The organism is Oceanirhabdus seepicola, assembly GCF_023684385.1.
Lineage (GTDB): Bacteria > Bacillota > Clostridia > Clostridiales > Clostridiaceae > Oceanirhabdus > Oceanirhabdus seepicola.
This window is the reverse complement of the sequence record NZ_JAGSOJ010000005.1, coordinates 134,862-158,893: the sequence shown is the minus strand read 5'-3', so window position 1 is coordinate 158,893 and position 24,032 is coordinate 134,862. Positions and strand designations below refer to the sequence as shown.

General features: G+C 29.7%; 23 protein-coding genes. 19 read left to right on the top strand and 4 right to left on the bottom strand.

What is annotated here, in order from left to right:
* The first annotated feature begins 26 nt into the window (after positions 1–26).
* The 3 genes from KDK92_RS20795 to KDK92_RS20785 all read left to right on the top strand — a co-directional run bounded on the left by KDK92_RS20795 (position 27) and on the right by KDK92_RS20785 (position 4,006).
* Positions 27–887, top strand: coding sequence for a DUF2785 domain-containing protein (locus KDK92_RS20795; protein WP_250861336.1), 861 nt, complete (start codon positions 27–29; stop codon positions 885–887).
* Between the two features lie 93 nt (positions 888–980).
* Positions 981–2,951 carry a S9 family peptidase gene (locus tag KDK92_RS20790; protein ID WP_250861335.1) on the top strand — a complete coding sequence of 657 codons (1,971 nt, stop codon included), beginning with the start codon at positions 981–983 and terminating at the stop codon, positions 2,949–2,951.
* 170 nt (positions 2,952–3,121) lie between these two features.
* The gene (locus KDK92_RS20785) at positions 3,122–4,006 is read left to right on the top strand and encodes a DUF2785 domain-containing protein (RefSeq protein WP_250861334.1); all 885 of its coding nucleotides are present in this window, start codon (positions 3,122–3,124) and stop codon (positions 4,004–4,006) included.
* 72 nt (positions 4,007–4,078) lie between these two features.
* On the opposite strand, the gene KDK92_RS20780 is transcribed toward KDK92_RS20785, so the two are convergent.
* Positions 4,079–4,984, bottom strand: coding sequence for a helix-turn-helix transcriptional regulator (locus tag KDK92_RS20780; RefSeq protein ID WP_250861333.1), 906 nt, complete (start codon positions 4,982–4,984; stop codon positions 4,079–4,081).
* Positions 4,985–5,110: 126 nt separating this feature from the next.
* Between KDK92_RS20780 and KDK92_RS20775 the strand changes: the two genes are divergently transcribed.
* The 3 genes from KDK92_RS20775 (at position 5,111) to KDK92_RS20765 (ending at position 7,953) form a co-directional block, all read left to right on the top strand.
* Positions 5,111–5,875 carry a TatD family hydrolase gene (locus KDK92_RS20775; RefSeq protein WP_250861332.1) on the top strand — a complete coding sequence of 255 codons (765 nt, stop codon included), beginning with the start codon at positions 5,111–5,113 and terminating at the stop codon, positions 5,873–5,875.
* A 168-nt stretch (positions 5,876–6,043) separates the two neighbouring features.
* A complete protein-coding gene (locus KDK92_RS20770; RefSeq protein ID WP_250861331.1) occupies positions 6,044–6,922 on the top strand; it encodes a CsxC family protein in 879 nt (292 codons plus the stop codon).
* Between the two features lie 71 nt (positions 6,923–6,993).
* On the top strand, positions 6,994–7,953 hold the full coding sequence (locus KDK92_RS20765) for a DUF7852 domain-containing protein (protein ID WP_250861330.1): 960 nt from the start codon (positions 6,994–6,996) through the stop codon (positions 7,951–7,953).
* Between the two features lie 202 nt (positions 7,954–8,155).
* Here the strand turns inward: KDK92_RS20765 and KDK92_RS20760 are convergent, their stop codons facing one another.
* On the bottom strand, positions 8,156–9,049 hold the full coding sequence (locus KDK92_RS20760) for a DMT family transporter (RefSeq protein WP_250861329.1): 894 nt from the start codon (positions 9,047–9,049) through the stop codon (positions 8,156–8,158).
* 193 nt (positions 9,050–9,242) lie between these two features.
* Between KDK92_RS20760 and KDK92_RS20755 the strand changes: the two genes are divergently transcribed.
* Positions 9,243–10,025: a MerR family transcriptional regulator gene (locus KDK92_RS20755; protein WP_250861328.1), complete on the top strand. Its 783-nt coding sequence runs from the start codon at positions 9,243–9,245 to the stop codon at positions 10,023–10,025.
* Positions 10,026–10,045: 20 nt separating this feature from the next.
* Complete coding sequence (locus tag KDK92_RS20750) at positions 10,046–10,504, top strand: hypothetical protein (RefSeq protein ID WP_250861327.1); 459 nt, start codon at positions 10,046–10,048, stop codon at positions 10,502–10,504.
* A gap of 187 nt (positions 10,505–10,691) precedes the next feature.
* Here the strand turns inward: KDK92_RS20750 and KDK92_RS20745 are convergent, their stop codons facing one another.
* Complete coding sequence (locus KDK92_RS20745; RefSeq protein ID WP_250861326.1) at positions 10,692–11,225, bottom strand: GNAT family N-acetyltransferase; 534 nt, start codon at positions 11,223–11,225, stop codon at positions 10,692–10,694.
* A 210-nt stretch (positions 11,226–11,435) separates the two neighbouring features.
* Between KDK92_RS20745 and KDK92_RS20740 the strand changes: the two genes are divergently transcribed.
* Positions 11,436–11,960, top strand: a complete 525-nt coding sequence (locus tag KDK92_RS20740; protein ID WP_250861325.1) for a DUF6886 family protein — start codon at positions 11,436–11,438, stop codon at positions 11,958–11,960.
* 45 nt (positions 11,961–12,005) lie between these two features.
* Positions 12,006–12,587, top strand: coding sequence for a DUF5052 family protein (locus KDK92_RS20735; protein ID WP_250861324.1), 582 nt, complete (start codon positions 12,006–12,008; stop codon positions 12,585–12,587).
* A 98-nt stretch (positions 12,588–12,685) separates the two neighbouring features.
* Here the strand turns inward: KDK92_RS20735 and KDK92_RS20730 are convergent, their stop codons facing one another.
* The gene (locus KDK92_RS20730) at positions 12,686–13,531 is read right to left on the bottom strand and encodes a DMT family transporter (RefSeq protein ID WP_250861323.1); all 846 of its coding nucleotides are present in this window, start codon (positions 13,529–13,531) and stop codon (positions 12,686–12,688) included.
* A 125-nt stretch (positions 13,532–13,656) separates the two neighbouring features.
* Here KDK92_RS20730 and KDK92_RS20725 point away from each other — a divergent pair, with 125 nt between their 5' ends.
* From KDK92_RS20725 to KDK92_RS20685, 9 genes are all read left to right on the top strand, one after another.
* Positions 13,657–15,021: an aminotransferase-like domain-containing protein gene (locus KDK92_RS20725; protein WP_250861322.1), complete on the top strand. Its 1,365-nt coding sequence runs from the start codon at positions 13,657–13,659 to the stop codon at positions 15,019–15,021.
* Positions 15,022–15,173: 152 nt separating this feature from the next.
* On the top strand, positions 15,174–15,536 hold the full coding sequence (locus KDK92_RS20720; protein ID WP_250861321.1) for a carboxymuconolactone decarboxylase family protein: 363 nt from the start codon (positions 15,174–15,176) through the stop codon (positions 15,534–15,536).
* A 318-nt stretch (positions 15,537–15,854) separates the two neighbouring features.
* Positions 15,855–16,571, top strand: a complete 717-nt coding sequence (locus KDK92_RS20715) for an ABC transporter ATP-binding protein (protein ID WP_250861320.1) — start codon at positions 15,855–15,857, stop codon at positions 16,569–16,571.
* Positions 16,571–17,791 carry an ABC transporter permease gene (locus KDK92_RS20710; RefSeq protein ID WP_250861319.1) on the top strand — a complete coding sequence of 407 codons (1,221 nt, stop codon included), beginning with the start codon at positions 16,571–16,573 and terminating at the stop codon, positions 17,789–17,791. Before KDK92_RS20715 ends, KDK92_RS20710 begins: the two co-directional genes overlap by 1 nt.
* Complete coding sequence (locus KDK92_RS20705) at positions 17,778–19,124, top strand: magnesium transporter CorA family protein (RefSeq protein ID WP_250861318.1); 1,347 nt, start codon at positions 17,778–17,780, stop codon at positions 19,122–19,124. Before KDK92_RS20710 ends, KDK92_RS20705 begins: the two co-directional genes overlap by 14 nt.
* Before the next feature lie 230 nt (positions 19,125–19,354).
* Complete coding sequence (locus KDK92_RS20700; RefSeq protein WP_250861317.1) at positions 19,355–20,464, top strand: ABC transporter permease; 1,110 nt, start codon at positions 19,355–19,357, stop codon at positions 20,462–20,464.
* Between the two features lie 317 nt (positions 20,465–20,781).
* Entirely contained in the window at positions 20,782–21,204 is a 423-nt protein-coding gene (locus KDK92_RS20695; protein ID WP_250861316.1) for an acyl-CoA thioesterase, read from the top strand.
* Between the two features lie 95 nt (positions 21,205–21,299).
* Positions 21,300–22,502, top strand: coding sequence for a flippase (locus KDK92_RS20690; RefSeq protein WP_250861315.1), 1,203 nt, complete (start codon positions 21,300–21,302; stop codon positions 22,500–22,502).
* A gap of 129 nt (positions 22,503–22,631) precedes the next feature.
* The gene (locus tag KDK92_RS20685) at positions 22,632–23,891 is read left to right on the top strand and encodes an esterase-like activity of phytase family protein (protein ID WP_250861314.1); all 1,260 of its coding nucleotides are present in this window, start codon (positions 22,632–22,634) and stop codon (positions 23,889–23,891) included.
* Positions 23,892–24,032 lie beyond the last annotated feature (141 nt).

Below are 24,032 nucleotides of genomic sequence, written 5' to 3'. Positions count from 1 at the left end.
ATTAGAATTAAAAAGGGGAATTAATTATGAGTGATAATAAGTTAAAAAGTAAATTGATAGAATGGAAAGAGAATGATTGGAATATTCCAAAGGAAGTTAATAAGTACCAATTATCTTTAGAGTTAATGGAGAATCTAAAATCTACAGATCCTGTTTTAAGAGATAAGCTATCGTATTCTTTTTTATGGACAATCATCAGTGAGAAAAAGTTGTCACAAAGTGAGGCAAGGAACTTACTGAAACTTGCATTAAGTCAAGAACATTTATTTCATAAACTAGGTACTAAAGAAGATGATTCTGTTTTTAATAGAGCTTTTTCAGTTCTTATTATTGCAGAATTGATTGAATATCATAATAATATGTTAGTAAAAGATGGGCAAGCAATATTGTCAAAGACAGAAATTGTTCAAGCATTTAATAAGGTTCTGGAATACTTGAATAAAGAAAGAGATGTAAGAGGATATGTAAATGAAAAGGGGTGGGCAGATTCGGTATGTCATACTGGAGATGCTTTAGCTAGTTTGGCTCAGTGTGTTGAACTAGATAAAGAGCATATGATAGACATTTTAAAAGGAATTAAAGAAAAGGTCTCTATTAGTTATTATGCATATAATAATGAGGAAGATGAAAGATTAACAACTGCAATTATGAAAATAATCAATAGAGATGATATCAAAGATGAAGATATAATTGAATGGATAAGGAGTTTTAATCATATTGAACAGCCAAAGAATTATCCTAACTATATTTATTTTAGACAAAATGTAAAGAACTTCCTTAGAAGTGTATATTTTAGATTTAAAGTCAAGGGAGTTAATTCAGAGATATTAAATGAAATAGAAAAGGTGTTAAATAAAATCAATGAACGATATAATCAGTATAATTAATTAGGCATATTTATTTAATTTTGACTTATAGAATTAAAATTTTAGAATAAAGAGTAGCTAGTGATTTTCAGTAATGAAACATGGGAGGATATTATGAATAAAGAGTCATATATGTCAATTGAGGAAGTTATATCACTACCAACTATAGAATCAATCAGTATAAGTGAAAATGGTGAATATACAGCTTATGTAAAAAAAACTACTGATTGGAAAGATAATGAGTTTAGATATCATACTTGGATTTACGAAAGCAAAACAAAAAAACATTACCCTATTACTACTGATAAATCTGAGAGTATGACACCTAAATGGTCGCCACAAAATGACTATTTAGCCTTTACTGCTAATGTTGGAGAAAAGAAAAATTGTAAAAAACAAATATTTTTAAGAACTAGTGATGAGTTTAATGGTATTCAGATAACAAACAGTGCTGAAGGTATTAATAACTTTAAATGGTCACCTGATGGAAAAGGTATTTACTATACAGCACTAGAACCTGAGTCAGAAGAAATAAAAAAAAGAAAAGAAACCTATGAAGATTTTAAATATGTAGATAAAGATTACAAAAATAATTGTTTATATTATATTGAACTAAGCAGAGTATTATATAAAGATATTCAACTGGATGATTTCTTAAAAAAAGATGATAATAAAGAAGAAGTAGTAGATAATTCTACAAAATTAACTAATCCAGAGGACTTTAACGTAATTGGATTTGATATTTCTCCTGATGGAAATAGGGTGGCTCTTGTTTGTACTCCTACAAGTGAAATGAAGTACTATATGGATACAACTGTATCATTGTTATCTATAAGTAGTAAAAAAATTAATAGGTTAAATATTGAGGGGTATTTTTATTCTAACATTGCTTTTTCACCAGGTGGTAATAAGATAGCGTATTCTAAAACTCCCTTAGGCAGGGAAGCATACAGAAAGAAAGTTACAGAAAATCAACTTTTAGAAATATATGATATTGAAAAGGAAGAGGTTTTATTAAGATTAAAGGAGCTAGATAGAAGTATTATGGTTTCAAAGTGGACAAACTGTGGTATTTTAGCATATTGGCAAGATAAGAGTAATGTTGTTATTGGTTTAATTTCTGAAGCAGGTACAATTAATACTTTATATCAAGATGATATATGCTTTTTTCATGACGTATCAATATCTTCCAAAGGAGATAACATAGCGTATATAAAAGCAGGGAAAAACAGTTACTTTGAAGCTTATGTGAATGATACTAAAATTACTAATGAAAGTAAGATATATGAGAGTAAGAAATTAAGTTGTAAAGAGTTAATCACATGGAAAACAAATGGTGGACTTGAGATTGAAGGTATACTGTCAAAACCAGTTGATTTTAATCCTGAAAAGAAATATCCATTATTAGTGTCAACACATGGTGGTCCAGCCTGGGCTGCATTTCCTATACACAATCTGGATGAATTATTTCCAATTGAACAGTTTATAGAAAAAGGGTTTATTGTACTAGAGCCAAACTATAGAGGGAGTTCTGGGTATGGAAATGAATTTCTTACATCAAACTACAAAAACCTTGGAATTGGTGATTATGAAGATGTTATATCAGGGGTTGATAACCTGATAGAAAAAGGATTTGTTAATAAGGATAAAGTTGGTGTTATGGGTTGGAGTTACGGTGGTTATATATCGGCATTTTGTTCAACTTACAGCAATAGATTTAAAGCTATTTCTGTCTGCGGTGGAATAAGTAACTGGGTAACTAATTACGCTAATACTGATATGCCATCATTTATAATACAATATCTAGGGAATAATCCTTGGGATAATCCAGATATATATTCTAAAGCATCACCTATAACTTATATCAAATCAGCGTGCACCCCGACTTTAATTCAGCATGGTGAAAATGATAATAGAGTTCCAGTGCCAAATGCATTTGAGCTATATCGTGGACTACAAGATAGAAATGTAGAAAGTGAATTAGTTATTATTAATGGGTTAGGACATTGTGCGGAAAAACCAGGGGTTTCGAGAATAATTATGGAACAAAATCTTGAATGGTTTTCTAAGTATATTCTTGATTAGGATGCGAAATTAAGAGGGACAGTTCTCAACTTTTCACCTTTTTCATAAGATTAGGACTTTTGAGGATGATTCAGTGCTTACTTTAGATTAAAGATTACTGGCATACAGATGACATGGTTTATAATTTAATTATTGGGGTATTAAAATTTAATAATAAAGGGGGATTAATTATGAGTGATAATAATTTAAAAAGTAGATTGTTAGAATGGAAAGAAAATGATTGGACTATTCCAGAGGAGATAAATAGAAATGAATTATCTTTAGAGTTAATGGAGGCATTGAAATCTACAGATTGGATTTTACGTGATGAATTAGCGTTGTCTTTCTTATGGAAATTAATCATGGAAGATATGTTAGAAGAGGGACAGATAAGAAATCTACTAAAATTAGCTTTAAGTGAAGAACATTTATTTTATAAATTAGGAGCTATAGAAGATGATTCTGTATTTAATAGGGCATTCACTACACTTATAATAAGATGGATAATTAAATATCATAATGATAAAGTGAAGAATGACCAACATGAAATACTATCAAAAGAAGAGGTTTTAGATTGTTTCAATAAGGTTATGGAATATTTAAAGAAAGAGAAAGATGTACGAGGATATGTACAGGACAAGGGGTGGGGACATTCAGCAGCTCATACAGGTGATGCCCTTGTGAGTTTTGCTGGAAGTACTGAGCTTGATAAGACGCAACTATTAGAGATTTTACAGGGGATAAAGGACAAGGTATCAATTGTTTATTATGTTTACAAGAATGAAGAAGCAGAGAGATTAACAACTGCATGTATTGAATTAATAAAAAGAGATGATATGGAAGAAGAGGATATTGTAGAATGGATAAGGAGTTTTAATGACTTAGAAGTTCCAAAAGAGTATCAAGATCCTAATCCTTTAAAGGCATATAAATACATCCATTCTTTTAATGAAAATATAAAGAACTTTTTAAGAAGTCTATATTTTAGGTTGAAATTTAAAGGAATGAGTCCTCTATTAATAAATGAAATAGAAGCCGTATTGAATAACATTAATGAATTTTTTAACAATAAATAAAAATAAAAGCAGGGGACAGTTCTCAAGTTTTTGCCCTTCTAAAGAGCAAAATATTCAGAACTGTCCCCTTAATTATTCGTAGTTTTTTACCATCTCATTTAAGTAATCTTTAATTTCTTGCTTCAAATACTCTGGTTCTAAAACCTGACACCATTTCCCATAACCAAGTATATGTTTTATTAGTCCTTCATCGTGAGGATAAAACTCATGAGCAATAAAGTATCCATCAGCACATTTTTGGATATTTTCTTTTGCGAAATATTCAGTTAATTGAGGCCCGAACTTAGGGTGAAATTTTAACACAACTTTTATTGATATATTTTTGAAATCCCTATCATAGATATTTTTCAATGTATCAATATCAATATCCCTGTCAAAGGCGAAATCAAGGGAAACTAGGTTTTTTATACGTGTCAATTTAAAGCTTCTATAATCATTTCTATTTCTGCAGAAACCATTAATATACCACTCACCACTTGAGTAGGAAATATATATTGGCTCAACCATACGTTCTTCAACTTCTTGCCGTCTATTCACATACTGAAGTTTAATAACTTTTTTATTATCAATTGCCATACTAGTCGTATGGAGATAATTTTTAATCTCTTCAATCATACTAACGTTTGTCATATTTATTGTGAAATTATTTTTTTCATTGACATTCTCATATTTATTTATGATTTCATTTAGATAACCATTATCTCCAAACAGATTCTGTATATTTTTAAGTATTGAAAGTATAGGTTTCATATCATCCTCTTTGAAATAGAGGTTATCCACCTTATAATCCTCCATTAAATAATATCCTCCAGATCTTCCATCTTCAGAATATATAGGTATACCAGAAAGAGATAGTTTGTGTATATCTCTATATATTGTTCTAGGGGAAACTTCTAATCTTTCTGCTAGTTGAGCTGCTGTTTTCTTCCCTTTATTGGATAGAATCAACATGATTGAAAATAACCTATCTACTGACATAATAGTTTAACCTCCAATAATTTCTATATAAGTATATTATATCAGAAACACTGACAGCTAGGTGTCAGTGTTTGTTATTTATAATGTATATATAGAAAAAAGATTGAAATACAGGAGGAAATATATATGTTGATTGATAGTCATGCACATTTGCATTTAGAAAATTTCAAGAGGGATAGAGATAGGCTTATAAAAGATTTAAGAAGGGAAGGTATTGAATCTGTTATAACATCAGGTTCAAGTATGAAAAGTTCTAGGGAAGCAATGAAACTAGCAAGAAAGTATGAGAATATATATGCGACTGTTGGGGTTCATCCCTGTTGTACTGATGAGATGGATGAAAAGAGTATTGATGAATTAAGAGAATTATCAAAGGATAAGAATGTTATAGCAATAGGAGAAATTGGATTAGATTATCACCATATGGATGTACCAATAGAAATTCAGAAGAAATGGTTTAAACGGCAAATTGAGTTAGCTAAGGAATTAGGACTTCCAATAGTTGTTCATGATAGAAAAGCTAATCAAGATACTTTTGATATTATTAGTGAACATATGGATGAGAGATTAAGAGGAGTAATTCATTGTTATTCAGGTGATGTTGAACTAGCTAGAAAATATGTTGAGATGGGATTTTATATATCAATAGCAGGTCCTGTAACATATAAGAGCGCTACTATGTTGAAAGAGGTAGCAAGAGCGATTCCTTTGAGAAATCTATTTGTTGAAACTGATTCACCATCTTTGACTCCAGGTCCAGCTGGTAGAAGAAGAAACGAGCCTTTATTTGTAAGATATGTAGCAGTAGAAATTGCTAATCTTAAAGGAATAGATCTTGATATGGTAGAGAAAATCACAACTAATAATGTTAAGAAGTTATATGAGATATAAAAATATAATAAGGTAGAAAGGAGGTACATGGTTTGTTCAAGTATCTCCTTTTTAGGTTTTTAACTTTTTTCAGGAATTAGTAACTTAATAAAACAATCCTTCATAATATATACTATATGCGATAAGAAACATTGCATAAATAAACTAAAGAGAAAGGAATAATGAACTATGAATGATAATACTACTTGTACTAATGCAAAAGTAGAATCTAAAACATTATGTGTATGTCCAAATACTTCTGTACACCCTTCTGTAATACACAGAGGAAAGATTGTTGTGAAAATACCTGTAGTTCTTTCTGAATGCTTTATTCAAATTGATACAGAAGCATGTATTGAGTTAGAACACCCAGCTCTTGAAATTAAGAGAATAAAAAAAGATGTAATATTAACCCAAGCTAAGCTTATTCCTTTTGCAAGTAACTATAACAAATATTGTCAAAGATTTGAAGGTGGTAAGCTTTTCCTAAAAGGTTATATTAGAAAAAATATAGAGTACGCAACAGTAGAATGTACAAATAGAACAGATGGCTCTTGTTGTTGTGAGGGTGGTAAAGTTGTTGCTGGTGACATTAAGCATACAACAGCATATGTTAAATTTCACTGTGTGACTGATATTGATTATATTTGTGGCGTAAAGCCTGTTGTAAAATATAGAGAGCCTACCAAGCAAATAGAAATATTTAGAAACTGTCAATACAATTGCTTCGGAAAATGTACTCCAGAATACATCGGTAGTGATTTTTGTCAATATAATTCTCAAGAGACTATAGGATATACTGAAGGTTTTGATATAGAGTTAGAAGACATTGACATTACTGAAATAGATCTTGAAAAACATTACTGCGTTAGAGAAGCTACAGAAGAAGCTGGATTAAGCTACTATCCTGGTACTTTTAATAAATTAGTTGAAAAACTTGCGTTGAATATTAAACTAAAAGTTTTACAAGAGCAACAAGTGAAAATTTATTCACATGGATCATGGCTACCAAAGGCAACAGAAGAAGAAAACGAAACTGAAGAAGAGAACAAAACTGAAGATATCTAAAATAGTTTGAATTAACTAGCTTAAAGTTTTACTTTAAGCTAGTTTTGAATTAATGTAAAAGGAGTAATTCTATGTATAATAGAAATAATTTTCCTTGGTGGCTTGATAATGATTTAGTCATACTTATACTAATTCTACTCTACTACGCAAATAATAAGGATATGTTCAAACCTCCAAAGAAAAATATTTTAATACCTATAGCATCTAATTCACCTGAACATACTTCAACTGATGAGGACCTAAATAGAAGAATAAATGAATCACCAGAATCCATTAATCCTAACATAAATTCACTCAAAGATATATTAAGTTATTTATTGACTTCAAATTTTCCAGACAATACAAAAATACAAAATGATAAAAATCCTTTCAATCATAATTCACATAAAAAATCCTCTTCATCTATAAATATGAATAATGACAACTCAGCGCACATAGAATCTGATAATAATGAAAATTTAGAGGAAAATACTATATCATGCCATAAAAATAACACTCCAATGTCGGTAATAAATTTTATATCAGTTCTAAATATAAATGTTTCTCTACTACAGAAAAGCAATGTGCTTACACCTAATAAAATAATTGCTCATGTTCCTATTATAATTGCCAAAAGTGATATAGAGATAATAAAGGATAGTGATATTAAAATAGAAGAGAATATAAAAGAAATACTTTCTATAAAAAGTAATATTGATATAACTGGTATGTCTCTACTCTATTATGAAAAAAAGGACATGGAAGTTCAAAACAAATTATTCATAAAAGGATTTATTATTAAAGATATAACATTCACAAGTTTAAATGATAATTCGCTAAGTAAAAAATATATTAAAGTTACTATTCCTTTTAAACATACAAGTAAAATATCTTTTACGTCAGAACCTTTAATATATAATAAAAAAGAATCTAATGTAATAAAGGTTTATCCTAATAATAAGTATAAAAATACTATAAAAAGTTCTGATAATATACATCCCATATATTATGAACTGAATCACTTCAATTGTTCTGATAATTATGGGGAATAATAATTCCCCATAATTATCAAGATACTCTTAGAGAGTTATTTAGTAGAGATTTCGAGATAATAGAAATGAATAAGTATGATGAGCTGGAAGCTGGCGATTCTATATATGTTGTAGCAAAAAAAAGGGGACAGGTATAAAGAGAAATTAAGGGGACAGTTCTCAAGTATTAGTATAGTAAATACTTGAGAATTGTCCCCTTAATTTATACTTCTAAAGGTTCTGGTTTATCAATCTTTTGGCTTTTATTGAATAAGTATATTCCTAAAAGAATTACAATTCCACCGAATACCTGTGGAAAGGTAGGTATTTCACTGAATATCAGTATTGCCCAAATAGTTGCAAAAACAGGTTCACCTAGAATAGAAGTAGATACAAATGTTGGATTTACATAGGCTAAAGCCCAATTGAAAACACTATGTCCTAAAAGAGTGCAGACTATCGCAAGGGCTAGGAATATGAGCCAATCAGTTTTAGGATAAGGATATAATCGAGTGCTTGTACATAAACTCAAAATTAATAAAGTAATAGTACAACTTACATACACTATGAAGGTATAAGCGTTGACTGATAATTCTTTACGCGCAATTCTTCCTATCATCATATAACCAGCCATACAAAGACCACCCGCTACTGCTAGAAAGTCTCCATATATTATATTGTTTCCTAATGAAGAATCACCAAAAGATATAATCATACTTCCTACTAAAGCAATCATTATACTTATAACTTCCTTTTTGCTTACTTTCTCTTTTAATATAAAAATACTTCCTAAAACAATAAAAATCGGGTGAGTACTCACCAATACAGTAGAGCTTGTTACGGACGTATATTTTAATGATTCAAGCCAAAGAGCAAAATGAAATGCTAAAAAAATTCCACTCAACAAACATATTAGCAAAGTTCTTTTAGAGATAGATTTCAATTCTTTTTTATTCTTAAATAGTATCCATGGTGTTAAAATTAAACTTGTAAAACCAATTCTATAAAATGCAATTATTAGTGAAGGAGCAGTAGAAAGTTTTGTTAAGATTGATCCAAAAGATACAAAAACTACTCCAATCAAAACTAGCAATTTCGGGTTAAGATTTCTGTTCATAAAAACCTCCAAACTATGACTATCATTCAAATATATTTAGCAAATATATTATATAGTAACTTCAGTATATTAGCTATATAATTTCATAATTATATTTTATATGTAATGAAAAGTTGAGAACTGTCCCTAAATAAATTAATTTCTTGACTAGCCCCTATGGAACTGGTTTACAATTAATACAAGGGGTGATGATATGAGAATTAATGAGGTGAAGAATAAGACGGGACTAACAAAGAAAGCTATTGATTATTATGAAGAGCGGGAATTGATTAAAGCTGACAGAAGTGATAATGGATATAGAGAATATGATGAAAAGCATATTTTAAGATTAAAGGAAATAGCTATGTTAAGAAAACTTGATTTCTCAATAAACGAAATAAATAATAATATTGATGATGAAGAGAAAAAAAGTGGAGAGTATATAAAGAACAACTTATTGAGAGTATTTCCTAAGATGTTAGGAGATTTTATGGTTGTTCATTTTGGAAGATATTTAAATGAGCCAATAGACACCAAAGAAAAGGAAATCGCATGGTTGGAGATAATAGATTTTTTAGATAATATTGAGGAGTTTAATATCCCAATGGAGTTTTTAGAAGCTTTTAAAGATGCGAATGATTTTAATGTTATTTCTAAAGTAGATGAAAAAACTCAACAGACTATGAAATCAGCAATAAAGGGCGAGCATAATGCTACTGGAGATATAAAGAAAAATATAGAAGAGTATATGAATATGCGTAATAAGCCAGAACTTAAAGAGACTTTCGATAAAATGGATGAGTATAAGAAAGCATTATCTAAATTCTATGAGAATAGTGGATATTATAGTGTATTCATTCCAAATATGAAGATAATAAGTAAGGAATACAATGACTATTGTGAAGGATTAATTAAGCTTAATGAAGGATTGATTAAAGAGTTAAAAATCGAATATGATGATAATATGAGTATCGTAAGAATTCAAGAAAATAAATAGAAGAATCTTAAGGGGGTTTTATGAAGAAAAAAATTATCATAATTTCAATAGTAGTAGTGTCAATCCTATGTATTATAAATTTTTTCTACCCAAGAAATTTGGGAAACCTAATAGATAAGAATGAACTTATAATTAATGTACAAAGTATAGAAATTAGAAAAATGACTGTTAGTGGTGGGGATAAGGTTACACTTATAACTGATAAGGTGAAAATCAAAGAACTTATAGAATATTTCTCAAAACATAGCGTTAGAAAATCAATCCCTCGCAATGTTTATAATGGTAATGAAATTTATGAAATATTTTTTAATGGGAACAACATAGAAAATACTGGTTGGATTCAAATATTTGGTGGTAAATATATAACTTGCAACACTTACAAACAAAGAGTATCACAGAGAAGAGGTACTATACCTCCATATATATTTGTAACAGATTTTGATTTTGAGTATTTCAAACAAGCATTTTATAAAAATTAATATTATTAAAAGTTAGAAACACAGTATTTAGAGATAGAATAAAGCAAGTAAACATGATTTTTAGGTTTGAGTCTAAGAATCCACAATTTAATTATATGTTAGACACTTACTGTGGATATCCAAAGGGTTATCCACAGTTTTATTTTTATAATTGTAGTTTGTGTTTATAAGTTCTACAAGCAAGGGGTTACTTTTCTATCTTATAGAGCACATGTTCACATAAGACTGAGTTAATATCTACTTTAGGATGGTTGAAAGTTCCATAGTAGTGCATACCTACTTTCTCCATAACCCTTATAGATTTATGATTAATGGTAGCAGTAAATGATACAATCTCTGGTATGTTTAAGGTTTCAAAGGCATATTTAATGCAGGCATTAGCTCCCTCAGGGGCATATCCTTTTCCCCAGTGTTTATGAGCTATTCTCCAACCAATTTCTACACATGGAGTAAAATTTGATTCAAAGGTAGGAATACTTAAGCCAATAAATCCTATGAATTCTCCACTAGAAAGTTCATCAACTGCGTATAGTCCGAATTCATTGGTATTGAAGTGACTTATTATTCTATTTGCAAAGGCATCACTTTCTTCTTTATTTAATGTATTTGGAAAGAACTCCATAATTTTTGGATTACTATTCATTTCAGCGAATGGAACTAAGTCTTCGGTTTCCCATTTTCTTAAACCTAATCTATCAGTTTTGATAATATAATCGTTCATATGATACTCCTTTCTATGTTTTAACATGTAATTATCACTTTAGGGACAGTTCTCAAAAAATTGAATGAATTTATAAATATAATTACAATTATATAGTATTCATAAGTGGCTTGTAAGTAATAGTTGGGAAATTATATTTGAACAATTAAGGATATATGTGATAAAATGGAATCTATCGTTTTTATAGTACATATATAGGGAGGGGTTAACATGAGATTATTTCATGTAAGTGAAGAAAAAGATATTAAGGTATTCGAACCTAGAACACCTTATAGAAAAGATATAGACCAGAGTAAGGGGATGGTATGGGCTATATCTGAGGAAAGAATCATGAATTTTTTAACTCCAAGAAATTGTCCAAGAGTTGTGTATCATAAAAGAAGTGATTCAACTTCGGAAGATGTAGAAAAGTATATGGGAAAAAGAGATTTGAATGCAGTAATGGCAATTGAACAAAAATGGTTTAAGGAGATTATTGATACAAAGTTATATATATACGAATTTGACACAGAGAATTTTGAACTCCAGGATGAGAATGCAGGATACTATATCTCATATAAAACACAAATTCCAGTGAAAGTTACTGAAATTGATGATTTGTTTCAAGAACTATTCAAAAGAAATATTGAGGTTAGATTAGTTCCGAGTCTATGGTATTTATTTGATGAGATTAAAGAGTCATCTCTTGGTTATTCAATGTGTAGAATGGGATTTGCTCAAGATAGAGAAAAATGATATATTTAAATCTAAACAGAAGTAATAGGGGAGAGTGGGTTAAATATGAAAAAGAAATTATCTATATTCATGATGATAATGATGATTTTTTTAATAGCTTTTACGGGATGTACTAAGTTGAGGAGCACAGTTAAAGATTTTACTGCGGAGACATTAGGGCTTTCAAGAGATTTCTATGTTTATGACGATTTCGGGAATACCACAATGGCTGTAAGTGGAAATAGTACGGATATGGAGTCTTCAGAGGTGGACAATGTTATTCTTATTACTATTGATGGTTACACATGGCAACATGTAGGATCTTCTATGATAGCAGCAGAAAAAGGAGTTAAAAATTTAGTAGACGAATACGACCTAGAGACTAATATTGATTCAGGAAAAAATGGGACAGGCATATTAATGTCGCTAGATAGAAAAATTAATAATTTTAAGTCAAAGATGACGGGATTAAAGCGTGTTTTAGTTATAAAAAACCAATCAGGTGTTATTGTGGGAGTATATGAAGGTAATAAAGTTTTAGTTGAAGAGAGTTCTTTGCCACAATCCACAAAGATACTGATTGATGGTAAGAGAATGACTATCTATAGATGTGATTATGAGATTTTTGAGCAGGGAATGCTTAGATAGTTAATATAAAAGAATAAATAAATTTAAGCTAGTATATGGGCCTTCAATATAAAAGTATTGAAGGCCTGAGTTATATTCAAAAAGTTCAGGTTCTAACATCACATTGATTCACTAATAGATACTCTTGATAAATGAATTGTTCTAAAAGTTATAGCTGTTAGAACAATGATACCTCCTAAGAGACTATATACACCAGGTCTTTCACCTGCAAAAATTAAAACCCAGATAGGATTCAATATTGGTTCTAAGATTGGAATCAATATGCCTTCTAAAGCAGATACATGTTTGATAGCAGATGTATAAAGGATATAGGATATTCCCAATTGAAATACACCTAGTATTATCAAATAAAGTAAATCCCTAAGAGAAAAATGGGTTTGAAATAGGAATGGGATAGATAATATAAATATAAGTAGGTTACCAAATAGAGTAATCTGAATGGGTTCTACTTTGATATATTTCATTGAAATAATCATCATAGCCATACAAATTCCACTTAATACTGCTAGTAAATTACCCAATAAATTTCCTGAATTCAGTTGTCCCATAAAGAATAAAAGTATTCCAAGAAAAACAATAATAATTATTATCCAATCATTCAAAGATGTTTTAACATTCAATATGAAATGAGATAATAGAGCCACCCAAATCGGAGCAGTGAATTGGAGCATAATAGCATTTGCTGATGTGGTTAATTTGGTTGAGGTAACGAAAAGTATTACTAATAGTGCATATGAAATTACTCCAATAACAAGCATCTTTGAAGGCTTTGAAGGTTTGAAAGATTTCTTTCTGGTGTATAAAGAAATTACTAAGAAAGCAATTCCACTTCTAGCTCCAGCAATAGTGAAAGAATTACAATCTATCAGTTTAATGAACAACCCTCCCATACTCCAAAGTATAGATGTTAAAACGAGATATAATAGTGCTCTATTTCTATTCAATTTAATCAACTCCTTTTGAAAACTTTAATGAATCTTTCTTTATTTCATTATATTTCCAAAACGGACATGGTACAATTAAAGAAATGGTATTTTGTACTAGTACAAAATTAAACTGAGGTGGTTATATGGGTAATAAATATGAGATTATAATGGAGTATATAAATAAATTGATTTATGAAGAGAAAATAGTTCAAGGGGGAAAGCTACCCACAGTAAGAGAACTTGCAGATAAATTCAAATGTAGCAAGTCAACTGTCCTTAGAGCATTTAAAGAGCTTGAAGGTGAACATAAAATCTATTCAATACCTAAAAGTGGATATTACCTTGTGGATAAACCAGAGAATGATAAAGTACATACTAAGGTTATAAATTTTTCAGCAGTATTACCGGATGAGAAGCTACTACCTTATAGAGAATTCAATCATAGTATAAATAGAGCTGTCGAGATATATAAGAGTAGTTTGTTCACTTATGGAGATAAACAAGGGATTTTATCTTTAAGAGAAGTGCTTGTGGAGCATTTCGCACAACATCAGATATTCACAAGTAAGGATGAAATATTTATTACTACTGGTTCACAACAGGGATTAAATATATTGACAAGAATGAGATTTCCTAATAATAAGAAAGCTATTCTTGTAGAACAACCAACATATAAATTGATGCATGATTTAGCAGACGTTAATAACATACATATGATAGGAATTAAAAGAGATAGGAATGGTATTAATTTAAGTGAATTGGAAGAGATATTTAAAAAAGAAGAAATTAAATTTTTTTATACCATACCTAGATTTCATAATCCATTAGGAACAAGTTATGATGAGTTCACAAAGAAAAAGATAGTTGAGTTAGCAAATAAGTATGATGTTTATATTGTGGAAGATGACTATCTGGCAGATATAGAAATTAAGAGTGGAAGATTGCCTATCCATTACTATGATATTAATGATAGAGTGATATATGTTAAAAGTTATGCAAAATCATTTATGCCAGGAATACGTATTGGTGCAGTAATACTCAATGATGATTTAAGAGAAGAGTTTTTAAAATATAAGAGATTATTTGATTTAAATACATCAGTTTTAGCACAAGGTGCATTGGATATATATATAAGAACTGGAATGTATAATAATCATATAATGAAAGCAAAAAAGGAATATAAGAAGAAGATGGATTTTGTTAGGGAATACTTGAAGGGATACAGTAATGATGATGTTGAAATATACATCCCAGAAACAGGATTCTTTATATGGATAACAATGAAGAAGAAAATAAATATTGATATTTTGCGGAGGCGATTAAACAAGCAAGAAGTAATTATTTCTTCATCAGAAGGATTTTCTATTGAAAATAAAGAGAGTGATAGCAATTTGAGATTATGTATTTCAGCCATTTCAACTGATGATATTAGAAGGGGTTTAAGTATAGTGCTGCATGAAATTGAAAAGTTAATTTATACAAAAATCAGTAACAAGAGTATATACTAATTAAAATAATAATACTTTTATAAATAATGTACCTCATGTTACGGAAGTATTCCCTAAGTTCATGTATTATAATATCAAGAAAACAAAAACAATAATAATAACTTGAACAGAAGACAATTATAAATATAGATATAATACAGGAGGGAATAGATATGGATAAAAGTAAAATGAAGCAGGAATTTAAAGAAGAGATAGGATTTGTACCACCAGGAGTGATGGTTTCAGAAACACTTGGAGATGAATTTCAAAAGACCATATCTGAGTATCATCATCAAATATGGGGAGAAGGAGTTATTCCTCTAAAATATAGATACTTTATAGCATTGGCTACAGCAATTTTTGATAATAATGAAACAAGAGCAAAACTAGAGATGAATAAGGCAATAAAGTTTGGTGCAACAAGAGAAGAAATAATAGAAGTGCTTAAACAACAAGTTTGGATGAAGGGTGCTCCTACTTTAGTGCAGATAGCGCCATTAGTTAAATACATGGAAAGTAAATTTAATAAAGAATAAAAATATAAAAATAATAGGGGACAGTTCTCAAGAATTTCGGAAAAAGTTAGTTGTTTTTCCGGAAACAATGAGAACTGTCCCCCTAAACTTATAATGAGAATCAGATGGTGAAATCTGATTCCTTTTATATGTAAAGTAATTGTAAAACAGTTGTAAAACAATAGATATTAATGATTTAGTTACCTAATAGTATGGTAAAATATTACTTAAGTTCTTATAATTTTAATATACACCTTATTATTATATTATGAAATTAATAATATAATAAGTTATTGAATAAATAATATGATATAAATATTAATAAGAAGTATTAGTAGAATGGGAGGGGTAGTACTGGAGTTCATTGGAGTAGGTAAAAGATATGGAAAAAAGACAATTTTAAATAATATTAATATAGAAATAAGTGATGGAGATATTGTTGGGGTGATTGGAGGAAATGGTGCTGGTAAATCTACTTTATTATCACTAGCAGCATCAGCTTCAAAACAGGATAAAGGGAATATCTGTATTGATGGTAAAGATATTTATAAAGATATTAGAGCTTATAGATATAAGGTAGGGTATGTTCCTCAAAAGATTGCATTGTTTGAAGAACTTACTGTTAAGGATAATCTAGAATTTTGGGGAGATAAGAAGAATAAGGATTACAATGAAAAGCTCATTAGTATATTAAATCTAGAAGAATGGATGAAGAGGAAGGTGAAAGCTCTCTCAGGTGGAACTAAGAGAAGAGTTAATATTGCAGTTGGGTTGATGAAAAACCCTAAAATCATAATAATGGACGAACCTATGGTGGGAATTGAACTAGGTATAAAGAAAAATGTATATTCATTACTTGAAGAGATGGCTATGGAAGGTAAACAGATACTTTTATCTACACATGAAATGTGGGGAATTGAAAAAATATGTAATAAGATTATCATATTGAAAGAGGGTAGCATAGTTTATTATGGTAATAAAAAAGAAATAGAAGAATGGTGCATGAAAGAAGAAAAACTATTTGGTGATATGCTATGTGAAATAGGTGGATTCTAATGAATGTCTTAAGATTGATCAGAATAGATTTTAAAAGATATTTTTCAAAGAAAGTATTAGTGATAATCATGGTTCTTATGCCTATACTATTTGCTAGTATGTCAGTATTTGTGTTGGATAAAGCAAATAAAAATGAGCTAGGAGTAATATCCATGGCATTAGTGAATGAGGATGGTGATGACCCAGATACAAAGATGATATTGGGGCAGATTGAGAGTTCCAAATCTATAAAAGATAATATCAAGTTATATCACTGTGAATATACACAGGCAGAAAACAAGTTGAAGAATGGAACGGTTTCAGCAATATTTGTTATACCAGAAGGGTTTGCTAGTAATCTTCTTTATGGGAAAGAGACATCTATACAATTAATTATGAGTGAAGATAAGAATGATATTAAAACTATGCTCATAAGAAGTTTATCTAAAAAAAGTATTCAAGTTGTTGGGTATGCTCAAAGTGGTATTAATATTATATGGGACGAAATGAAAGCCGAAGGATTCAATAAAGAAGAGAGAAATAAAGCTACGATAAGAGTTGCTAAATCTATAATTTTGAATTCTATAGGTAGAAGCAGGATGTTTAATATGGGAAATAAGAGGATTATTTTTGAATATTATATTTCTATATTTTTAGTTCTATTTATATTCATAAATGTATACTTTATATTTACAACTATAATTGTAGATGACCAGGTTTATATTAAACAGAGATTGGAAATCAATAATTATACAAATAGTGAATATGTAATAAGTAAGATTAGTATTACTATAATAATACAACTGTTACTATATGGATTACCATTATATTTGGTAAGTAGGTATTTTTGTATTGGAGATGCTTTGAAGTTAGTACTGTCAGTATCTGTTTTAACTTTATATACAGGATTATTCTTGATGGTATTATTGAATATATTAAAAAAGAGACAATGGATTTTACCGGTATTTGTGATTAGTGGTATAGTGCTGCTAGTTATGAGTGGAGTTTTGCCTATAACTTATGGGTGGGGCGCAAATTATGTACAGGCAATCTCAAAAGTGGATATTAATCCTATGAAACAAGGAATATATTTGATTTTAGATGGAATCACTGGAGAAAACCAAGTACAATTTATAGGGATTATTAAATCATGTATATATATGATATTTATATATGCTCTGATTTTTATAATAAAAGATAGTAAAAATTATATGAGGGGTAGATGGAATGAAAAAGTGTAGGTATTGTGATTTTGAAAATGAAGATATTTCGAAAGTATGTGCAAGCTGTGGTAAGGAACTAGATGAGAAGGCAGAATTACAGGGGGAATCAGTAGTGACACAAGAAAAAAATGAACAAGAACAAACTAAGAAAGGAAAGAGTCCTTTAAAGTATATAGGGATAGCTGTAGCAGCCTTATTAGTTTTAATGATTGGTGCTAAGTTCTTAATATTCAATGCAACACCAACTGAAAAATTATTTGCGGGTATGAAGAAGGATAGTAAGAAAAAAGAGGCTCATCAGAAGGTTAATATATCTTTTGAAGTTATGAATACAAATACAATGGCGGATCTTTTAAATGATTTAGATATTGAATTTTTAGCATATGCAGAAAATAAAACAGGAGTAAAGGGTAGCTTTCAGGGAAATATTTTATTGAATGATGAGTCAATATTAAAAAGTGTTGTAGCTATAGATGGACAAAAAGTCTTTATAGAATTAGTAGATTTATATGAAAAATATTTTTATATTGATGGAGAAGAGATTCAAAGACAAAGCGGTGCTAGTCAAAGTGTTAATACTAATATACTAGCAAACAGAGAGTACATTAAGAATTTTAAATTAGAAAGTGTTGACTGGAAAAAATACGAGAAAGCAATTGAAGAAGTATTAGGAGAGAATATTAAAAAGGTAGATGGAAAAATAAATATAAAATTTAACTTAAGTACAGCTGTAACAATAATAGATGAACTAATAAAAGTTGCAGAAGAAGATGAAGAACTAAAGAAAGCAATTTATGTTGAAGTGAAAACACTTTTAGAAAAAATAAAAGAAGATGATGAAGTTGTTGATCAAATGGCAAAAGAAGAGATTGAAATGACACTGGAGGAGTATTTCAAGGATGAAGAGACATTCATTGATATTTTAAATGAAGGAATGATTATATTTAAACAAGAACTAGACGTTGTAAGACCACAATTAGCTTTAATGGGCGCAATGGTTACTATAGAAGCGGATTACGATATTGATATGTTTAATAATATCAAAACAGCTGAGTATGAAATTACTGTACCAGGAGCAACAATTAAAGCTTCTGTAGATAACACAGTAAAAGTTAAGATGAAAAAATATGACAAAGAAGAGGCAGTAAATATAATGGATTTACAAGATAGTGAAGAGGTATATGCAATACTGGAAGAAATATTAAATAACTTCTCTACTAATGTTACTTCAAATGATGAATTAATAAAGTATATTGAAGAGAACGAGATTTTAGACAAATATTTCTATGGTGTTGAAAGTGTTGATCAATTATTTGAGATATTTGTTCAAAATATTATTGGTGTTTATTAAATAAGATTAAGGCGTATGAAAATAAATACAAGTAAAAGATGCGACGGATATTTTGCGAGAATGGGTCGTGTTGGGCTGATAGTGGTTCTATCAGTGGGTTCCAAGAATGAAGTGGTTCTCAAAATAGACTAGCATACTGACTAGTTATTTATTTGAATATGTCTAAGTATATGTGAGGAGTAAACACGTGAGTTTATTCCTCAAATATTTCTTAGATTGGATATGAAAACATGAATAGGATATTAATGAAAAATGCACTTAGTAAGGTATTAATCATATTTATCATGTTACTCGTATGTCATATGAGTACAAACTATATTATAAAAGTTCATAATGATAGGGAAATAAATAATAGAAATATAACCATTGGGATAACTGATATGGATGGAACAAATCTATCAAAGAGACTAATAAGTGATATAGAGGAAGGTGTGAAGGTTCAGGAATATGAGGATGAGAACATGAGCATTAAGATGATGTCACATGGTAAGATAGATTTTGCTTTAGTTATTAATAAAGGATATGAAGAAATGATTAAAGCAGGTGAATTATCCAAACTTATAACTGTATATCATGGTTATAATCCCGATAAAACCCAACTTGTTTTAGAAGTGGTGAGTTCTTCTGTTTTGAAGAGATGGATGAGATTTAAGCTTGATATTTTAAATGAAAAGAATGGTATAGATATTGACTGGTCACAATTAAATGATGAAAATATAAGTAATTTAGTAAGGGTTGAAGAGATATTTCTTAGTGATAAAGATAACATAGAAACCTCACCCAAATTGGAAATAGACGAAGAAAGAGATTTTAAAGGAACTATATATTTGATTATATGGGGATTAGCAGTTTTGGTAATTTTATTTATTATTAATATGAACGAGATTAAAGACAGAGAGAATGATATATATCAAAGAATTGTTACCTTCCATGATGATGGACGAAAATATTATATAATAAATAGAGCATTAAATGTCCTATTGATAAGTGTAATAACCTGTTTCTATTTGATAGTATCTCAAAAGAGTATGTATATTAGTAACCAAACTATGATTTCTATGAGTTTATATATTATAATCATGCAATGGTTAATTGGAATTGTAACATCAAAAACAAGAAGAATATCATCATATACAGCTATTGGGGGTATGATTATTGCTTGGGTAATAATATCATATGCTATTTCAGTAATGGTTAATAACAAGTTCATTCAAATAATAAGTCCATTGAGTTGGTTGAATAGCAATTTAATTATGTTAATATGGATAATGGCTATGTTGGTAGTCGTGGTTGCATTGAAAAACATTATAAGTAAAATGTTTATGAATAAGTGGCTATAAGCCACTTCAGGCTGTTGAAAAAGCTCAATCTCATCGTCACTAAGACTCGCTGTGCTGCTCGAGTACTATTTGTACACTGCGCTGCTTGCTCATCTTGTACCTTGACCTTGGGCTTTTTCAACGCCTGAAACTCTAAAGATGGAAAACGGAATGGTAACAATATTTTGTGAACTTTTGAATAAGTTCAAGTAGATATTATCTACTTTTTTTTACATGATGATATAATAGAGTAGAAAAAAGATTTACTGTAAATGATTACTTGAGAAGGGGCTTAAAATAGTTCGCTTATAATTATAAGTTTAGAGGAGATGAGGATCATGTACGTTAATGAAACTAAAATCAAAGTAAGGTATGTGGAAACAGATCAGATGGGGATAGTACATCACTCAAATTATTATGCATGGTTTGAGGTAGGGAGAACAGAGTTCATAGTAGATGCAGGAATGCCATACAGTGAGATGGAGAAACATGGTGTGATGCTTCCAGTTCTTGAGAGTAACTGTAAATATATTGAGGGTGCAAAATATGAGGATGAATTAACGATTCAAACATGGATAGAAGAGATGAATGGTGCAAAGGCTGTGTTTGGGTATAATGTAGTTAGAGATAGTGATAAAAAAGTTATTGCAAAGGGAAGTACAAAACATGCTTTTGTAAGTGATGAATTTAAAATAATTAATATAAAAAAGAACAAACCAGATGTTTGGAGTATATTAGAGAAAAGGTATACTGCTAAATAAATATATAGTAGAGGTTTGGGATATAGTCATATCAATTAGGCAATTATGATGTTTATGTACAGAATGTCTATTTGATATGAAGAAGGGGATAAAGTATGGCTGATAAAAACTTTATGAAAAGATTAACGGAGTCATCTGTTGGAAATATATTAGTATATGTAATAAACATTTTATTTCCTATACTGGCGGAAAAACTCTATGGTTTTTATGCTTCAGGAGAATATACATATGGTCTTTCCATAGTGAATATGACCATGTTTGTAGCTACATTAGGATTAGGTACTGGTCTTCTTTATTTCATACCTAAGGAAGGAAATAAGTATATAACATTTTCATTTGTTATGAACTTCTTTGCAAGCTTAGTTATTATTTTAGGTATGTTTTTCATGTTTGAGGATACCTCTGTGAGAGTGATGCTTCCGCTTATATGGTTTATGTCTGCAGAGCAGATCTTTTTCTCAATATTTAGGGCAAAGCACAGTATAAAAGAATACTTCAGAATTAATATAATGGTTGGGTTGGTTCTTAAGAGTATTTTGATATGGGTATTCTACCTGTTATGGGGAGCGAATTATTTAAATATTGTTATAGCAACATATATATCAGTAGGTATATCTCTAGTTATTTATTTTATCAAACAGAGAGATGAGTTTGGTAAATTGATAGTTTCTAAAAGAGTAATAAGCTATTCGTTACCACTGATTATAGGAAGTATGATGTCGGTACTTATGAGTCAGATTGATATTGTTATGATAAGAAATATGATTGGCTCAGAGGATGTACAGATATACAATCTTGTGGCAAAGATAGCTACATTTCCATCTATATTCTTATTGGTATTGAACACGATATTTCCACCCATAGTGGCTAAGCTTTATCATGATGGGGATATGCCTAAATTAAGGGAAATGTATAAAAAGTCAGCACGTACATTGGCATTAATATCAGGAATAGTAATAATAGTTATGATTATATTTAGGAAACAGATATTATTATTGTGTGGAGCTGAGTATCTTCAAGCAGAGTATGTATTGATTTATAGGGGGATTGGACAAGTTATAAATGCTTCTGTAGGTAGTGTGTGGTACATTATATGTATGACTGGAAGATCAAAAACCAACATGTTTGGGAAAATAGTAGCTGCAATATTGAATACAGTTTTGAATTTTGTATTAATACCGAAGATGGGTATTACAGGCGCTGCATTAGCAAGTATGATAACTGTAGGCTTTGTTAATATTCTAGGATACTCAATAGTAAAGAGAATACTAGATGTTAAGGTTTATGGTATAGTATAAAAAAGAGGGGTAGTTTTCAAGTTTTTGCTTTAATTAAAGAGCAAAAACTTGAGAATTGTCCCCTTATTTTTTTGATAATAAGGAAATACTATTTTTATATATTTGAGACTAACGAAGGTAGTGATAAGAATGAAAAACTATAAAACTCATAAGATTACTAAATACAATATAAAAATAGATGATCAATTTTGTACAGAATATAAGGGAAAGAAGTTATTAGGTTTCGGATCAAGTATGACAGTGAAATCACAGCAGGATGATAAGGTCATACTATATTTATTGACTGATAGAGGTCCAAATATGGATGGCCCTTGTATTGAAAACAAGAGCTCAAAAGTTTTTACTATTCCCAATTTCATACCACATATTGTAGAGATGGAGTTGAAAGGTGATGTGGCTGAGTGTAAAAGAATAATAAAGCTAAGAGGTGCTGATGGTGAATATGCTTCGGGCATACCAATAAAACCGGGAGAGTTGGGAACCACTAATGAGATTGCATTGGATGAAGAGATGAATAGATTAGAATATGATGATAATGGTCTTGACGTAGAGGGAATAGCAATGGATAGTAATGGGCATATATGGGTATGTGATGAATATGGACCTTTCATAATTGAGTATGATGATGAAGGAAATGAGCTAAGACGATTTTCGCCAGGTAATGGAATTCCTGATATTTTTAAAGAAAGACACCCCAATAGAGGGTTTGAGGCAATAACTGTAACTCCTAATGGTAATATATATGCTGCAGTGCAGAGCATATTAGATATCAAGGGAGAGACATATGATACAGGGACATTTATAAGGATTTTAGAGGTTAATCCAATGTCAGGAGAAACAAGGGAATTTGCATACCCCCATGATATTAAAGAATATAAGAGAAGCAGAGATGGAAAAATAGGAGATATGTATGCTATTAGTGATAATAAGATACTTCTTATTGAACAGGGAAAGAGTAAGAAGGGTAAAAGAAATATACTCTACTTAATAGATATTGATAAGGCTGATGATATATCAGACTTTTTGATAAAGGGTAAAGCACCTGAATACTGTTGTAATAGAAATGAAATGAAAGAAGTAAATTTTATAAAGAAACATTTTATAATGGATATAAGAGATTTAGGATGGAAATTTTATAAGGCAGAAGGATTAGCTGTATTAAATGATAAGAAGACTATATTAATTATAAATGATAATGATTTTGGGGTAGACATAAAAGTTAAAGAGGAATCTAGAAATGGAAAAGCCTTTAAAATTAAGGATTACGTCTACGATGAGAATGGAATATATACTCGTGATGGAAAGAAAGTAGAACCATCAATAGATATTGTTTCAACAGATGAAGAACTTTGTCTATGGAAAATTGAACTTGAAGAACCACTAGAATAAATCGAGTTGTGATGATAGTTCTTATATCATTGTGTTCCAAGGAGGATGTATGCTATAAAATAGATTAGCATACTGACTAGCTATTTATTTGAATATGCCTTAATATAGAATATAAAGATTAGGTATTTGAATATGCCGTAT

What these genes read in the sequence shown, in the direction of transcription:
- KDK92_RS20795 (WP_250861336.1), top strand. Translation starts at nt 27, where the DNA reads ATGAGTGATAATAAGTTAAAAAGTAAATTGATAGAATGGAAAGAGAAT.
- KDK92_RS20790 (WP_250861335.1), top strand. Translation starts at nt 981, where the DNA reads ATGAATAAAGAGTCATATATGTCAATTGAGGAAGTTATATCACTACCA.
- KDK92_RS20785 (WP_250861334.1), top strand. Translation starts at nt 3,122, where the DNA reads ATGAGTGATAATAATTTAAAAAGTAGATTGTTAGAATGGAAAGAAAAT.
- KDK92_RS20780 (WP_250861333.1), bottom strand. Translation starts at nt 4,984, where the DNA reads ATGTCAGTAGATAGGTTATTTTCAATCATGTTGATTCTATCCAATAAA.
- KDK92_RS20775 (WP_250861332.1), top strand. Translation starts at nt 5,111, where the DNA reads ATGTTGATTGATAGTCATGCACATTTGCATTTAGAAAATTTCAAGAGG.
- KDK92_RS20770 (WP_250861331.1), top strand. Translation starts at nt 6,044, where the DNA reads ATGAATGATAATACTACTTGTACTAATGCAAAAGTAGAATCTAAAACA.
- KDK92_RS20765 (WP_250861330.1), top strand. Translation starts at nt 6,994, where the DNA reads ATGTATAATAGAAATAATTTTCCTTGGTGGCTTGATAATGATTTAGTC.
- KDK92_RS20760 (WP_250861329.1), bottom strand. Translation starts at nt 9,049, where the DNA reads ATGAACAGAAATCTTAACCCGAAATTGCTAGTTTTGATTGGAGTAGTT.
- KDK92_RS20755 (WP_250861328.1), top strand. Translation starts at nt 9,243, where the DNA reads ATGAGAATTAATGAGGTGAAGAATAAGACGGGACTAACAAAGAAAGCT.
- KDK92_RS20750 (WP_250861327.1), top strand. Translation starts at nt 10,046, where the DNA reads ATGAAGAAAAAAATTATCATAATTTCAATAGTAGTAGTGTCAATCCTA.
- KDK92_RS20745 (WP_250861326.1), bottom strand. Translation starts at nt 11,225, where the DNA reads ATGAACGATTATATTATCAAAACTGATAGATTAGGTTTAAGAAAATGG.
- KDK92_RS20740 (WP_250861325.1), top strand. Translation starts at nt 11,436, where the DNA reads ATGAGATTATTTCATGTAAGTGAAGAAAAAGATATTAAGGTATTCGAA.
- KDK92_RS20735 (WP_250861324.1), top strand. Translation starts at nt 12,006, where the DNA reads ATGAAAAAGAAATTATCTATATTCATGATGATAATGATGATTTTTTTA.
- KDK92_RS20725 (WP_250861322.1), top strand. Translation starts at nt 13,657, where the DNA reads ATGGGTAATAAATATGAGATTATAATGGAGTATATAAATAAATTGATT.
- KDK92_RS20720 (WP_250861321.1), top strand. Translation starts at nt 15,174, where the DNA reads ATGGATAAAAGTAAAATGAAGCAGGAATTTAAAGAAGAGATAGGATTT.
- KDK92_RS20715 (WP_250861320.1), top strand. Translation starts at nt 15,855, where the DNA reads ATGGGAGGGGTAGTACTGGAGTTCATTGGAGTAGGTAAAAGATATGGA.
- KDK92_RS20710 (WP_250861319.1), top strand. Translation starts at nt 16,571, where the DNA reads ATGAATGTCTTAAGATTGATCAGAATAGATTTTAAAAGATATTTTTCA.
- KDK92_RS20705 (WP_250861318.1), top strand. Translation starts at nt 17,778, where the DNA reads ATGAAAAAGTGTAGGTATTGTGATTTTGAAAATGAAGATATTTCGAAA.
- KDK92_RS20700 (WP_250861317.1), top strand. Translation starts at nt 19,355, where the DNA reads ATGAATAGGATATTAATGAAAAATGCACTTAGTAAGGTATTAATCATA.
- KDK92_RS20695 (WP_250861316.1), top strand. Translation starts at nt 20,782, where the DNA reads ATGTACGTTAATGAAACTAAAATCAAAGTAAGGTATGTGGAAACAGAT.
- KDK92_RS20690 (WP_250861315.1), top strand. Translation starts at nt 21,300, where the DNA reads ATGGCTGATAAAAACTTTATGAAAAGATTAACGGAGTCATCTGTTGGA.
- KDK92_RS20685 (WP_250861314.1), top strand. Translation starts at nt 22,632, where the DNA reads ATGAAAAACTATAAAACTCATAAGATTACTAAATACAATATAAAAATA.